The 13965-nt window shown below is 49.2% G+C and carries 12 protein-coding genes, 1 tRNA gene and 1 pseudogene; 11 read left to right on the top strand and 3 right to left on the bottom strand.

What is annotated here, in order from left to right:
- The first annotated feature begins 96 nt into the window (after nucleotides 1-96).
- Together mltC and SBG_RS13990 are read left to right on the top strand one after the other, a co-directional pair.
- A complete protein-coding gene (mltC, locus tag SBG_RS13985) occupies nucleotides 97-1182 on the top strand; it encodes a membrane-bound lytic murein transglycosylase MltC (protein WP_000976284.1) in 1086 nt (361 codons plus the stop codon).
- Between the two features lie 217 nt (nucleotides 1183-1399).
- A complete protein-coding gene (locus tag SBG_RS13990; RefSeq protein ID WP_001049807.1) occupies nucleotides 1400-2656 on the top strand; it encodes a nucleoside permease in 1257 nt (418 codons plus the stop codon).
- A gap of 61 nt (nucleotides 2657-2717) precedes the next feature.
- Here the strand turns inward: SBG_RS13990 and SBG_RS13995 are convergent, their stop codons facing one another.
- Nucleotides 2718-4853, bottom strand: coding sequence for an ornithine decarboxylase (locus tag SBG_RS13995; RefSeq protein ID WP_000839714.1), 2136 nt, complete (start codon nucleotides 4851-4853; stop codon nucleotides 2718-2720).
- Between the two features lie 132 nt (nucleotides 4854-4985).
- The gene (locus tag SBG_RS22885) at nucleotides 4986-5216 is read right to left on the bottom strand and encodes a hypothetical protein (RefSeq protein ID WP_162470499.1); all 231 of its coding nucleotides are present in this window, start codon (nucleotides 5214-5216) and stop codon (nucleotides 4986-4988) included.
- Between the two features lie 62 nt (nucleotides 5217-5278).
- On the opposite strand from SBG_RS22885, the gene SBG_RS14005 reads away from it, so the two are divergent.
- The 3 genes and pseudogenes from SBG_RS14005 to SBG_RS14015 form a co-directional block, all read left to right on the top strand.
- A complete protein-coding gene (locus tag SBG_RS14005) occupies nucleotides 5279-5986 on the top strand; it encodes a DUF554 domain-containing protein (protein ID WP_000234460.1) in 708 nt (235 codons plus the stop codon).
- Nucleotides 5987-6091: 105 nt separating this feature from the next.
- A tRNA-Phe gene (locus SBG_RS14010) sits at nucleotides 6092-6167 on the top strand.
- Between the two features lie 159 nt (nucleotides 6168-6326).
- Nucleotides 6327-6635: pseudogene (locus SBG_RS14015) on the top strand (Arm DNA-binding domain-containing protein); the annotation flags it as partial.
- 242 nt (nucleotides 6636-6877) lie between these two features.
- Here SBG_RS14015 and SBG_RS14020 read toward each other — a convergent pair.
- A complete protein-coding gene (locus SBG_RS14020) occupies nucleotides 6878-7111 on the bottom strand; it encodes a hypothetical protein (RefSeq protein WP_000479516.1) in 234 nt (77 codons plus the stop codon).
- Between the two features lie 242 nt (nucleotides 7112-7353).
- Here SBG_RS14020 and SBG_RS14025 point away from each other — a divergent pair, with 242 nt between their 5' ends.
- The 6 genes from SBG_RS14025 (at nucleotide 7354) to SBG_RS21115 (ending at nucleotide 13959) form a co-directional block, all read left to right on the top strand.
- The gene (locus tag SBG_RS14025; protein ID WP_000095505.1) at nucleotides 7354-9342 is read left to right on the top strand and encodes a type VI secretion system Vgr family protein; all 1989 of its coding nucleotides are present in this window, start codon (nucleotides 7354-7356) and stop codon (nucleotides 9340-9342) included.
- A gap of 18 nt (nucleotides 9343-9360) precedes the next feature.
- Complete coding sequence (locus SBG_RS14030) at nucleotides 9361-10608, top strand: hypothetical protein (protein WP_000957979.1); 1248 nt, start codon at nucleotides 9361-9363, stop codon at nucleotides 10606-10608.
- Nucleotides 10609-10617: 9 nt separating this feature from the next.
- Nucleotides 10618-10854, top strand: coding sequence for a hypothetical protein (locus SBG_RS14035; protein ID WP_001164882.1), 237 nt, complete (start codon nucleotides 10618-10620; stop codon nucleotides 10852-10854).
- A gap of 23 nt (nucleotides 10855-10877) precedes the next feature.
- Nucleotides 10878-11717 (top strand): DUF4150 domain-containing protein, encoded by an 840-nt coding sequence (locus tag SBG_RS23195; RefSeq protein WP_015703006.1) that lies wholly within the window; start codon nucleotides 10878-10880, stop codon nucleotides 11715-11717.
- A 259-nt stretch (nucleotides 11718-11976) separates the two neighbouring features.
- The gene (locus tag SBG_RS22020) at nucleotides 11977-12906 is read left to right on the top strand and encodes a type VI immunity family protein (RefSeq protein ID WP_015703007.1); all 930 of its coding nucleotides are present in this window, start codon (nucleotides 11977-11979) and stop codon (nucleotides 12904-12906) included.
- 66 nt (nucleotides 12907-12972) lie between these two features.
- Entirely contained in the window at nucleotides 12973-13959 is a 987-nt protein-coding gene (locus tag SBG_RS21115) for a type VI immunity family protein (protein WP_001154409.1), read from the top strand.
- Nucleotides 13960-13965 lie beyond the last annotated feature (6 nt).

Raw genomic sequence — 13965 nt, forward strand, 5'->3', positions numbered from 1 at the left:
CGCTGCGCTTACTCGGCCTGTGAACCATGCCGGATAAGCGCTTAGCGCCGTTACCCGGAAAAATGGCATACCGACAACACAACACGCACTCCCGGAATGATGAAAAAATTACTCGCGCTTGCTGTTATTGCGCCGTTGCTCATCTCCTGTTCCAGTTCGACCAAAAAAGGCGAGACGTACAATGAAGCCTGGGTCAAGGATACCAACGGCTTTGATATTTTAATGGGGCAATTTGCCAACAACATTGAAAATCTGTGGGGATATAAGGAAGTTCTGATCGCGGGGCCGAAGGACTACGTCAAGTATACCGATCAGTTCCAGACCCGCAGCCATATCAACTTTGATGACGGGACCATCACCGTTGAAACCATTGCCGGAACGGAACCTGCAGCACATTTGCGCCGGGCTATTATTAAAACCTTGCTCATGGGTGACGATCCGACCTCTGTCGACCTCTACTCTGATGTTGATGATATTAAGATTTCTAAAGAACCCTTCCTGTATGGTCAGGTCGTCGACAATACCGGTCAGCCCATTCGCTGGGAAGGTCGCGCCACCACATTCGCGGATTACTTGCTGAAAACGCGCCTCAAAAGCCGCAGCAACGGCCTGCGCATTATTTACAGCGTCACCATTAATCTGGTGCCTAACCACCTCGATAAACGCGCGCATAAATACATGGGTATGGTGCGCCAGGCCTCCCGTAAATACGGCGTTGACGAGTCGCTGATTCTGGCGATTATGCAAACGGAATCCTCATTTAACCCGTATGCAGTCAGCCACGCGGACGCGCTGGGTCTGATGCAAGTGGTGCAGCACAGCGCCGGGAAAGATGTTTTCCGCTCGCAGGGCAAGTCCGGTACACCAAGCCGCAGCTTCCTGTTCGACCCCGCCAGCAATATCGATACTGGTACGGCGTATCTGGCAATGCTGAACAATGTCTATCTGAGCGGTATCGATAATCCGACATCGCGGCGTTATGCGGTCATTACCGCTTATAACGGCGGCGCAGGCAGCGTATTGCGCGTTTTCTCGAACGATAAGATTCAGGCCGCAAATATTATTAACCGCATGTCGCCAGGAGATGTGTACCAGGTATTAACCACCCGACACCCTTCTGCGGAGTCGCGCCGCTATTTGTATAAGGTGAATTCTGCCCAGCGGTCGTATCGCCGTCGATAAATCAGTATTTCTCGCCTCTGTCTGGTCACATAACAGGGGCGGGAAGGCGAAAAGTGTTAACTCCGTCACTTTTTTACGTTGCAATCAGAAATTGTTTGCAAATATTTGTCACAGGTAACAAAAAAACCTCGCCTCTCATTGATAGAATCACACCAAATCACAACGGCAAATGTGCCTGCTGAAACATTCATCTGCTCTCAGGTGTGAGGAAATTAACATGAATCTTAAGCTGCAGCTTAAAATACTCTCTTTTCTGCAGTTCTGTCTGTGGGGAAGCTGGCTCACTACCCTGGGCTCGTATATGTTCGTCACCTTAAAATTTGACGGCGCATCTATTGGCGCAGTTTATAGTTCGCTGGGGATTGCCGCCGTCTTTATGCCGACCTTGCTAGGAATTGTGGCTGATAAATGGCTGAGCGCGAAATGGGTCTATGCCCTGTGTCATGTGGTCGGTGCCGTTACCCTGTTTATGGCCGCAGAAGTCACTACGCCAGGGGCGATGTTCTTTGTGATCCTGCTTAACTCGTTGGCCTATATGCCGACGCTGGGCTTGATCAACACAATATCGTATTACCGCCTGCAATCGGCTGGCATGGATATTGTGACTGACTTCCCGCCTATCCGTATCTGGGGCACGATTGGTTTTATTCTGGCGATGTGGGGCGTGAGTTTCTCCGGTTTCGAGCTGAGCCATATGCAGCTTTATATCGGCGCGACGCTTTCCGTTCTGTTGGTACTGTTTACGTTTACCCTGCCGCACATTCCGGTGGCAAACCAGCAGAAAAATCAGAGCTGGGCATCGATGCTCGGTCTTGACGCCTTTGCATTGTTTAAAAATAAGCGGATGGCGATTTTCTTCATCTTCTCCATGATGCTGGGCGCGGAACTCCAGATCACCAACATGTTTGGCAACACCTTCCTGCATAGCTTTGATAAAGATCCGCTGTTCGCCAATAGCTTTATCGTGCAGCATGCCTCGGTAATGATGTCGATTTCGCAAATTTCTGAAACGTTATTCATCCTGACCATCCCGTTCTTCCTGAGCCGTTATGGTATTAAGAACGTTATGCTTATCAGTATTGTGGCGTGGATGCTGCGTTTCGGCCTGTTCGCCTACGGCGACCCGACACCGTTCGGTACCGTTCTGCTGGTGCTGTCGATGATTGTTTACGGCTGCGCCTTCGACTTCTTCAATATCTCCGGCTCGGTGTTTGTTGAAAAAGAAGTACGCCCTGAAATCCGCGCCAGCGCGCAAGGAATGTTCCTGATGATGACCAACGGCTTCGGCTGTATCCTGGGCGGCATCGTGAGCGGTAAAGTGGTTGAGTATTACACCCAAAACGGTATTACCGACTGGCAAACTGTATGGCTGATTTTTGCGGGCTACTCTCTGGTACTGGCCTTCGCTTTCGTGGCTCTGTTCAAATATAAACACGTTCGCGTTCCGGCAGGCTCCCAACCCGTCGCGCATTAATATTAGCCCAGTGCTATAGGCCGGATGCAGCGTAAATGCCCCATCCGGCCTGTAGACAACGCTATTTTAAGACATACCCGTATAACCGCTTAATCCCATCGGTATCGGTCTCGCTGTACACCCCCTGCAATTCCGGCGAAAAGCCGGGCAACAGATTGATGCCCTCTTCCAGCGCCAGAAAATAACGCCGCGCCGCGCCGCACCACACTTCACCCGGCACCACGCATAGTACGCCCGGCGGATACGGTAGCGCCCCCTCGGCAGCAATACGCCCTTCCGCATCGCGGATGCGTACCAACTCGACATAACCGCGAATAAAGGCGCTGTTGGCATCCTGCGGGTTCATCGCCACATGCGGCAGGCTCTCTTTGCGAAACATCGCCTTTTGCAGATCTTTAACGTCAAAGCTAACGTACAACTCATGCATCTCCTGACATAGCTTACGCAGGGTGTAATCGCGGTAGCGTACCGGGTATTTCTGAAACACGGTCGGCAATACCTCCGCAAGCGGCGCATCGTCTTCAATATGCCGTTCAAATTGCGCCAGCATCGCGACCAGCCTCGCCAACTTCTCTTCACTCTCGGCGGGCGTCAATAAGAATAGAATCGAGTTGAGATCGCATTTCTCCGGCACAATACCGTTCTCACGCAAATAGTGGGCAAGAATGGTCGCTGGAATGCCGAATTCGGTATACCGCCCGGTGTCGGCGTCAATGCCTGGCGTTGTCAGCAACAGTTTACAGGGATCGACAAAATACTGGTCATCCGCATACCCCTCAAAACCATGCCATTTCGCCTCAGGTTCAAAACTGAAGAAACGACGATCGCTGGCAATGGTCTTTGTCGGATGTGCCTGCCATGGCTTACCGTCAATCACCGGTGGGATAAAGGGCTGAAGCAGTTTGCAACGGGCGAGAATGGCTTTACGCGCCTCAATACCCAATGCCACGCATTCCGCCCACAGGCGTCGACCACTTTCCCCTTCGTGGATTTTGGCGTTAATGTCCAGCGCCGCAAACAGCGGGTAGAACGGGCTGGTCGAGGCGTGCAACATGAAGGCGTTGTTCAGGCGTTTATGCGGGCAAAAACGCGCCTGGCCGCGAATGTGGTTGTCTTTTTTGTGGATCTGTGAAGTTTGCGAGAACCCCGCCTGTTGCTTATGTACCGACTGGGTCACGAAGATCCCCGGATCGTTCTCATTCAGTTCCAGTAGCAACGGTGAGGTGTTCGCCATCATGCCGATAAACTGTTCATAGCCTACCCACGCGGAGTCAAACAGGATGTAATCGCAAAGATGTCCGATTTTATCCACCACTTGACGAGCGTTGTAGATGGTACCGTCGTAGGTACCAAGTTGAATGATCGCCAGGCGGAACGGACGCGGCGCGTCAGCTTTTTCCGGCGCCGCTTCGCGGATCTGATTGCGCAGATATGTCTCATCAAAACAGTGCGCATCAATACCACCAATAAAGCCGAATGGATTACGCGCCGCTTCAAGATAGACCGGCGTCGCCCCAGCCTGGATGAGCGCGCCGTGATGATTGGACTTGTGATTATTACGATCGAACAGTACCAGATCACCGCGCGTCAGCAGAGCATTCGTGACCACCTTATTCGCCGCCGAGGTGCCATTCAGCACAAAGTAGGTTTTATCCGCATTAAACACTTTTGCCGCAAATTTCTGCGCATGTTTGGCAGAACCTTCGTGAATAAGCAGATCGCCAAGTTTTACATCGGCATTACACATATCCGCACGAAACAAGTTTGCACCAAAGAAGTCATAAAAATGACGGCCCGCAGGATGTTTTCTAAAGAATTCGCCATGCTGGTGCCCAGGGCAAGCAAAGGTAAGATTACCCATGTCGACATACTGGGTCAGAGTGTCATAAAAGGGCGGTAAGAGGTTCTCTTCGTAGCGACGGGCCGCATTTTCCAGTTCCAGCCAGTCCTGTGCATTGCCGCTTATTACCGCGGCAACGCCGTCAGGGACACTGACGCGCTCATCCGTAAACATAAATACCGGCAGGTGAAAGCCGGAGCGTTTTAGCAGCGCCAGAATGCCGCTACGGCTGTCAGTAACCGTAATGACGACAGCGGCCACATCGGTAAAGTCAGTACTGTCCAGCGCCACCACGTTACGATGGGTAAAGAGTCGGGAGATAATTCCATCGCTGGCGGCAATATTCATTGATTTCATAAGTGCAAATACCCGTTTCGGGAATAGAGTAATCCCGGGCAAGGATCAATGCCTTACCCAACAAGACGCCGTGGCAAACTGGATACCGGCTCCAACCGCCAGACATCAGTAAAAGCAGACGTTTTTCTGATTTTACTGATGTCCTGCAGCAAACATACGCAGGCTTACCGCATGGCAGGAACCACAAGGGAAATAAAAAGAAGGGGCAAGCCTCGCGCCGCCAGGCGACAGTGCAGACAATATAAAGACACTCTGTTCATCCCGGCGAGGCCTGTGCTGGCAGGAGAAATTTTGCGCAATCATGGCACCTTTCACCAGATGGCGCAAGGTAAAATCAGCGCGTTGCACGTCACAGATAATCAAGCCATAACCCCCTTAATCGCGCGATAATAAGGCAATTTAAAAAATGAATAACAGGAGTTATTGTGGTAATTGGCCCTTTTATTAACGCTGGCGCAATCTTATTCGGCGGCGTTTTTGGCACGTTGCTAAGCCAACGTTTGCCAGAACGGATTCGTGTTTCTATGACGTCTATTTTTGGTTTGTGTTCTCTGGGGATTGGTATTCTGTTGGTTATGAAGTGCGCAAATCTTCCGGTGATGGTACTTACGACGCTAGTCGGCGCGCTTATCGGCGAGTTTTGTTTTCTGGAAAAAGGCATTAATAGCGCAGTAGCGAAAATACAACAAATCTTTATGGCATCGGGTAAAAAACCGACGCACGAATCATTTATTCAAAGCTACGTTGCCATTATTGTACTGTTTTGCGCCAGCGGCACCGGTATTTTCGGCGCGATGCATGAAGGGATGACTGGCGATCCAAACATCTTGATCGCTAAATCTTTTCTGGATTTTTTCACCGCTATTATTTTCGCCTGCTCGCTTGGTATCGCCGTTTCCGCGATTTGCGCGCCAATGTTAATTATCCAGTTAACGCTTGCCGCCTGCGCTACCCTCATTCTTCCGCTGACTACACCAGCCATGATGGGCGACTTTAGCGCGGTCGGTGGACTGTTGTTGGTGGCAACAGGCCTGCGCGTATGTGGAATCAAAATGTTTCCGGTGGTGAATATGCTCCCCGCCCTGTTGCTGGCAATGCCTATTTCTGCTGCCTGGGCGATGTTTTTCGCCTGATTCTGCGTGCAATAGCAACAAAGTGGTGATAGATTGTGCAGTCTGCATTGATTTGAAGAAATTTCATTGACGAAGCGAGGCGATTACGGTTTAATGCGCCCCGTTGCCCGGATAGCTCAGTCGGTAGAGCAGGGGATTGAAAATCCCCGTGTCCTTGGTTCGATTCCGAGTCCGGGCACCACCTTTCCTTTTTTATGCCTCCCTGTGAATTCCCATGTGTATGTAATTCAAAAAGTTAGCGTAAAAAGCTTTCCAGATGCGTTTTGGTTTATCCCTGCGTATCCGGAAAATCTGGGGTCAGATTACGGGTTCATTCAGTTCGATGAACGGAGAGACCCTCATGTTAACTGACAGCAAGATCCGCGCCGCGCAACCCCTCGCAAAATCCTATAAGCTCACCGATGCACAAGGTCTGTACCTGACGATATCCACCAGTGGCTCTAAGCTATGGTATTTTCGCTATGTCTTCGGCGGCAAAGAAATCCGCCTGGCTTCTGGCGCTTATCCGCTGGTCACGCTGGCGAAAGCCCGCAAAAAGCGCGATGCCGCGCGTAGCCTGCTGGCGTCCGGCGTTTGCCCTTCCCTGCCCCGTAAGACGGAGAAAGCCGCCGTTGACGAATCCCGCACGTTTAAATTTATCGCCACTGCCGCAATGATCGGCCAGCGTGGTGAAGTCGGTGTCAGAGGGAAGCGAAAGTAGCGGGGGTATCCGGGTGGGGGCTCGTAGCCATAGTGGCAGCCTCCTGTAACGGGTTATAAACCCGGCACCAGAGGCTTCAGTCTCATGGGTAGTGCACTGAACGGGGCTGGAACTACCGGTGTTACAGGGAACCGACGCACCTTACGGTGCCCCCGTCCGGCCCACCATTGAGGTGTAGCCGGACGCACTGACTAGTCCTGATATAGGTTGACAGTTTTTTGTCTGTAAAACGCCTGATGAACATCATCGGGCGTTTTGTATTTCAGGGTACCAGCTCCGGCACCTGATTTTGCAGATGCGGCGTCACGATACAACGACGGGTAAAAGTCAGCAAGGTGTTTTAGCAAAAGCCAGATACCCGTGCCGGATACAATCAGCCCCGGAATAATCACACCAGAAAACAAAAATAAAACTAATAAAAACAAAGCATTAATTCACCACGCAAATGCATGGAGTACGGTACAACCATTTTCGTGAACTTTTCCAGCAAATCATCCCCTTCACTTGATATCAGTCAAAAAAATGGTTGTCAAAAGAGAGTATTCCGTTTCACACAGTAATCATGCTTATTATTTTGTCCGGTATTGTGTCATTGGGTTTGTTTTACCCTCCACCACAATGTCGGTTCCCTCAGGATACGTTTTCATCTGCACTGGTGGAGGTCTTTGTGTCTTCAAAAGGACTGCGTTTTACTCTTGAAGTCGACGGGCTGATGCAGACAGCCACCGCTGTCACGGCCTTCAGCCTTTACCAGTCACATTCCACGCCTTTTGTCCTTGAGGCCGACATCGCCAGCGGCCTCCCTGACCTTGTGGCAGCCGACTTCCTCGAAAAGAATGCCATACTGACCCTCTGGCAGGGAACTGAGGCTCTGCGCCATGTCAGCGGTATCATCAGCGAAGTCTCGCTCGGCGAAAACAACCACTGGCAGATGCGCTATCACCTCACCATTGTCCCTCCCCTCTGGCGCTGCGGCCTGCGACAGAACTTCCGTATCTTCCAGCAGCAGGATATCCGGACCATCTCCTCCACCCTGCTCAGTGAAAACGGCGTCACGGCGTGGACACCGGTATTTTATGACCCGCATCCGGCACGTGAGTTCTGCGTACAGTACGGCGAAACCGACCTCGCCTTCCTGACCCGCCTGTGGGCGGAGGAAGGTATCTTTTACTTTGACTGGCACGCCCCGGAAGGCCCGGCGCAGAAACTGGTCCTCTGCGACGATGCCGCCGGGGTGTCATCGCTGGGGGAGATACCCTTTAACCCTGATACCGCCACGGAAGTCTCCACCGCCTGTATCAGCGGTTTCCGGTACCGGGCGCGCACCGGGCCCTCCTCCGTTGAAATCCAGGACTACACCTTCAGGACACCCGCCTGGCCGGGTTATTACAGCCACGCCGCTGAAAACCTCAACGGCCAGTTTACCCGGTATGAAATCTTTGATTATCCGGGCCGCTTCAAGGACGAGTCCCATGGCCGGGCGTTTGCACGCTACCGGACTGAAGGCTGGCGGCATGATACGGAGACCGCCGCCTGCACCAGCCATTCACCGGCACTGTGCCCGGGCAAACGCTTCACCCTGACCGGACATCCCTCAGGGACGCTGAACCGTGAATGGCAGGTAGTGAGCTGTGTGCTGACCGGCAGCCAGCCGCAGGCGCTGCACGGCAGCCAGCCGCAGGCGCTGCACGGCAGCCCTGACGAAGGCACCACCCTGGAAAACCACTTTGATGTCATCCCGGCCGACAGAACCTGGCGCGCCCCTCCCCTGCCCAAACCCGCCGTGGACGGCCCCCAGAGCGCCATTGTCACCGGGCCCGCGGGCGAGGAAATCTTCTGTGATGAGCATGGCCGCGTGCGGGTGCGTTTTCACTGGGACCGTTACTGTCCGGGAAATGAGGACAGCTCCTGCTGGATACGGGTGTCGCAGGCCTGGGCAGGTACCGGGTTTGGTCACCTCGCCATTCCGCGCGTGGGCCAGGAAGTGATTGTGGACTTCCTCAACGGTGACCCGGACCAGCCCATCATCATGGGACGCACCTACCACCAGGACAACCGTTCACCGGGCAGCCTGCCGGGGACGAAAACACAGATGACCATCCGCTCGAAAACCTACAAGGGCGACGGGTTTAACGAGCTGCGCTTTGAGGATGCGACGGATAATGAGCAGGTCTATATCCATGCGCAGAAGAACATGGACACCGAGGTGCTGCACGACAAAACCACCACGGTAGACCACGACCACACGGAGACGGTGAAGAACAACCAGAAGGTAACGGTGGGCGTGGGACAGACTGTCAGCGTGGGGAGTAAAAAGGAAGGCGGTCATGACCAGACGGTGACGGTGGCTCATGACCAGAGCGTAAGCGTCGGCAATGACCAGACACTGAACGTGACCAATGATCGCAAAAAAGAGGTGGGTAATAACCAGGACAGTAAGGTAGTCGGCGACGACACGGAGAAAATAGAGAAGTCACAGAATATTACGGTTGGAAAAGATTACACCCTGACGGTAACTGACAGCCTGACCATCAAAGTTGGGGAATGTGTTCTGAAAATGAACAAAGACGGCACCATCATGCTGAATGGTGTAAAAATCCAGTTTAAGGCGGACGACAGTATTAAGGGCGTTGCCAGTACCGTTCATTTCAACTGATGCCAGAGAGGTAACACCATGTTAACCCGAACGGTACGGCCTCTGCTTGCAGAACAATACGCCGATATGCTGGCGCAGGATTATCGTCTTCGTAATGTATTACTGTCATCATATCACCATGATTTTAGCAGTCTGTTACAGTTTGACAGGCGAATGCAGACATATCTGGACGGTATGTTGCTGCTGAAAGAGGAAACGTCAGAGTATCTTCGGGGACAACTACAGGAGCGACTGTCTCCGGGGGAGTTATTTTCTGTCGCTACCTTTGCAGCAAATACAGATGATGAATTTCTGTTGTCCGGATGCCTCGGACTGGTACAGGGAATGCCTCGTCTTTTACCATCACTACTGGCCGTGACCGGCTGGATGTCCGAAGCATCAGCATTATGGCCATTGATAATGTCACACCCGGCCTGCCGGGTTTTTGCCTCTGTAATGAGGGAAGGGATAACCTCTTCCCCAATATTTACTCAACAGAAAATTATCTCACTGCTTGAAAACGGGCAGTGTGTCGATTTTCTACTCTGGTTTCTTCGTAAAAATAACTCCCCGTTGTTTGTAGCGGCGATAAAGCAGGTATTCTTTTCAGGCCAGGAGGCACTCATTCTGCAAGGGTGCCGTGCGATCCTCTGCCTACGCCCGTTATCCGATGAATATATTGAAATCGTCCGGGAACAGCTTTTGCTGCTGGCAAGCAGTAAAAAAACGGATATTCGCACACAGGCTGTTCGTTACCTTTTAGCGTGCGCGCTCTGTGAGCCACGCGCACTCATCAATACGCTGTCTGAAGAAAAAGAAGATACCCGCTTACTGATACAGGCAATGGGGTGGTCAGGTCTTGCAGAGTACATTCCTTCTCTTGCCGCCTTTTTTGATGAACAACGGTATGCGCGTTTAAGCATGTTATCTACCGTGGCTATAACGGGTTCTCTGCCTGAACGGGATGGCTGGCAAATTAAGAAAGAGGATGTCCCCCCTCCGACAGCAGATACTAACTCGACGGAAATCCCGGAAAATGATCCGGAGCAAGGAGTTAGCTGGCCGGACAGAACGGCGTTTAATCGCTGGTGGCAGGCTAAGCAGGGGTATCTGAATTCCGAAAGACCGTATTTATGCGGGCAACCCGTAACATCAGAAGGTCTGAAGGCTGTTATTGCAAATGGCTATCTGAATTTACGTCCCCTGGCGCTCATGCGTTCAGGACGCTTTTCTGAACTATCTTCTCTGCCAGCAATAAATCAATGTAGGCTTTTTAAAAATAAATAAGGAACAAGGATGCAACATACATTATTAAAAGAAAACCTATCGGATGAAAAAGAGTTAAAAGATGAAAAAAGACCCAGAATTCCGGATGAACTGGTATTCACTGCACAACAGAAAATCACTCTAAGTTGCGGAAAATCGCAGATCACACTTTACCCCAATGGAAAAGTAGTGATTAAGGGAGAGTACATCCTCAGCGATGCAGAGGGTGTAAACCGCTTATCCGGTGGGCGAATTGAAGTGAATTAATCCCACATCATGGATGGATGAAAATGATAACGATTAATATCAACGGGCTGACATTATGCCATAAGGGCAGCGGCGGCATCAGCCATAACACACTGCCTGATGTGTGCAAAACTCCCCCTTTTGGCGTCCCGGTTCCCTATGAAAATGAAGCCTATTCTGCCGATCTGATAAAGGGTACTACCAGCGTATTTGCCGATGGCGGAAATATGATCGCACACGTTGGCTCCCAATTTGCACGCAGTGTGTTTGATGAAGCAGGAAGTATGGGGGGAATACTCTCAGGGACGAATATGGCTGAGACTGAATGGATATCACATTCGTTTGATGTGTTTTTTGAAAAGAAACCCGCATGCAGACTGACGGATAAGTTGTTTATGAATCACCGGAACACGGTGAATATGGCAGGAGAAATTCAGGCTCCAATTGAAGCGATGCCAGAAGTGAAGTATCTCTGCCAGGTTATCTGCACGTGTGATGCAAGCCCAACAACATCTGCATCAGGAAAGACGGACTTAAAAGAATTTTGTGTAGAAACAACTCTTTTAAATGAAAAAAATCCTTTCAATACAATTAAACCAGAAATTCCATATGATATGACTAAAACTCCACCGAGACCATTGCTTAACAGAGAAGCACTTAAGGATGGTATAATACGCCCTAGTGAATATCTTCCTAAACGAATGAAGATAGAAAAATTGAAACCCGCAAAAGCTAACGGTGGTATATATCAAGTGCGGGTCCCTGATGCAGTAATAATGCGTAATCCAGCAATTCCTGATTTGACGGCACCAAATCTTAAAGCTGTCGTTGAAATAAAGTTCGATCAAGCCTGGGACCAATTCAAATCAGGGATTATGGACTGATAGCAGGACCAGATAAAGTCGTATTATTATCACCGACAATTTGTCTGTGTGCAAAAGAGGAATCAGAACAAGAATATGAAACTGATGAAGCAACAGAAACAGATGAAGAAAGAGAAGGGTTTTATGAAACAATGCAAAAACTCACAGGGTTGACTGGAGCAGCACTGGTAATCTATATTATAATATCTGAGGGGAGCCGCCTTTTCCCTCCTCGAAACTTATTCCCTGTCCCGTAACATATCAGAATGCACAAAATATCATGAATGATAAAATAAAATCACTACTTGATTCAAATTACATTAGCGAATTAGTGCCCAGAGATAAAGATGGTTATGATCTTTCTGCTTTTGTTTATTACTTCAGTTTCTTCTTTCCTAATGGTTACAAGAAAGAATACAGAAATAAAACCATTAAGGTTTGTAAGGAATATTGGGCATTATGTGGCAATAAACTAAAATGGATGACGAGCTCTGGTCATCAGTGGAAGAAAATCCCAGAGAATTATGATTTGCAACAATGGTCTTCAACTTATCCAACCGATGACTGGTGTTGGCAGATGACTTTCCATTCTGGACGGATAAGATATGAATCGTCGCCATATTGCATCAACGGCGTCGGTGATACTACCGAAACACATGGTACCAGTTATTTATATTTATGCGTCCCTGTTACCTGGTTTTCTGAAAATTCAGAACAGCATCCGATACAACTTTATTTACGTTGGGCTGAAATACTAAAAGCCAGGCATGGCACTTCGGGCATTGGTATTTTTCCAGCGTATGATATGTCAAAAAGAAGTCAATCGTTTGGTATGGCAAGTACGCTGTCACGATATTTCCCCGGAATTGAAATATGCGATTTCCTTCAATCTGTTCCAGCCGGGGGAGGCGTTCTTTCTCCAAACTGGCTTAATCTGTTGGATAATGATTATTTAGACGAATTAGGTGGTTATGATGCCGTTTCAGAAAATATTCAAGGAAGTAGCGCACAAATTCACAAGTATGATGGCGGTGTAATTATTTCTGCATCTGAATATCCACAGTTGTGTGAAAATGGTGAACCATTAACTGTTCCAGAAGATTACCGCATAATGTCCAGAATACTAAAACCAATACGGAGCAAACAAGCTTTTGGATGCTGGGGAGTGGATACGGAGCATTCGCTGGAATGGCGAAACAGGATGGACTAATACTGGGGATAATATTATTTGGCAGGTAAACAATCAGACATCCTATATAATCAGAGGATGTGAAGCATGCAGGACGTGAATAAAACACAGGATATACTGAGTGATGATCAGATAAAAGAATTAGGCAAACTTGACGATATCGCTATTAAAGGTATAAACGCAATAGCCGCCAGGATTAGTCTCGGACTAGAAATATACATACCACCTAGGGATACGCATATTCTCTACCCTCAATTGGAAGCGTTGTTTGAAGACTATTACTCTCGCTTTACCTCTCATATTAATTATTATGGACTCCCGCCCACTGGAAGAATATTGAAGATTACACCAAACTTTCTTACAACAATGCGCAAAAAACTTGAAAACTATAATTATAAAGGTCACTATAACCCGTATTTGTTTTTCGATGATCGCATGAAAGGGAGGCTTTTCAATGCCTCGCCGTGGAATGGTTTATTCTGGGGCCAGCCATTTGAAGAAAATGAGCTTTCACCTGTCTGGGCAACAATGGCGCTAAAAAAGAATGAAAGCGACCTGCATATTGATACCCTTTTTGACATGACATTACAGTGGTGTAATAAGATAAAACCTGCACATGGTAATGCTGGTCTTTATTTCTGCCCTACAATTGGCAGAACTGGAGCAAAGTATTATTACTCCCTAATGCAACGTCATCCTGGAATTGATCATTTAAACAGGGTGGATTTTGTGCATGCCGCACAGGGGAAATTTAATGGAATTAAAGGAGTTAACTGGATTACTATTCTGAGTGATGGAATCGTAGAAGAGCTGGGTGGTTTGAAATATTGTAAAAAGCAAGTAGAACCCGAATGTCATGTTGAGAAATGGAAAGGTGGAATTATTATAATAGCAGGACCACTGCCTCAGTGTGGAGATAATTATAATAACTTCATTCCCGAACGATATAGAAAAGTTGCCGCGCTAACTCGTCCCGTACGACTTAATGATTATCGTGGTCGTAAATTTTTAGGGCTTAAGGAACCCTTTGACAACGATGCTGAATTGGAAAAATGGATAAAACGTTTTGATTAACCGGAG

Source organism: Salmonella bongori NCTC 12419 (genome assembly GCF_000252995.1).
In the GTDB taxonomy this organism is placed as follows: Bacteria; Pseudomonadota; Gammaproteobacteria; order Enterobacterales; family Enterobacteriaceae; genus Salmonella; species Salmonella bongori.

Excerpts from the sequence above, each read along its gene's own strand:
- SBG_RS13995 (WP_000839714.1), bottom strand. The coding sequence starts at position 4,853 with ATGAAATCAATGAATATTGCCGCCAGCGATGGAATTATCTCCCGACTC.
- SBG_RS22020 (WP_015703007.1), top strand. The coding sequence starts at position 11,977 with ATGAATGATAAAATAAAATCACTACTTGATTCAAATTACATTAGCGAA.
- SBG_RS14035 (WP_001164882.1), top strand. The coding sequence starts at position 10,618 with ATGCAACATACATTATTAAAAGAAAACCTATCGGATGAAAAAGAGTTA.
- mltC (WP_000976284.1), top strand. The coding sequence starts at position 97 with ATGATGAAAAAATTACTCGCGCTTGCTGTTATTGCGCCGTTGCTCATC.
- SBG_RS21115 (WP_001154409.1), top strand. The coding sequence starts at position 12,973 with ATGCAGGACGTGAATAAAACACAGGATATACTGAGTGATGATCAGATA.
- SBG_RS14030 (WP_000957979.1), top strand. The coding sequence starts at position 9,361 with ATGTTAACCCGAACGGTACGGCCTCTGCTTGCAGAACAATACGCCGAT.
- SBG_RS23195 (WP_015703006.1), top strand. The coding sequence starts at position 10,878 with ATGATAACGATTAATATCAACGGGCTGACATTATGCCATAAGGGCAGC.
- SBG_RS13990 (WP_001049807.1), top strand. The coding sequence starts at position 1,400 with ATGAATCTTAAGCTGCAGCTTAAAATACTCTCTTTTCTGCAGTTCTGT.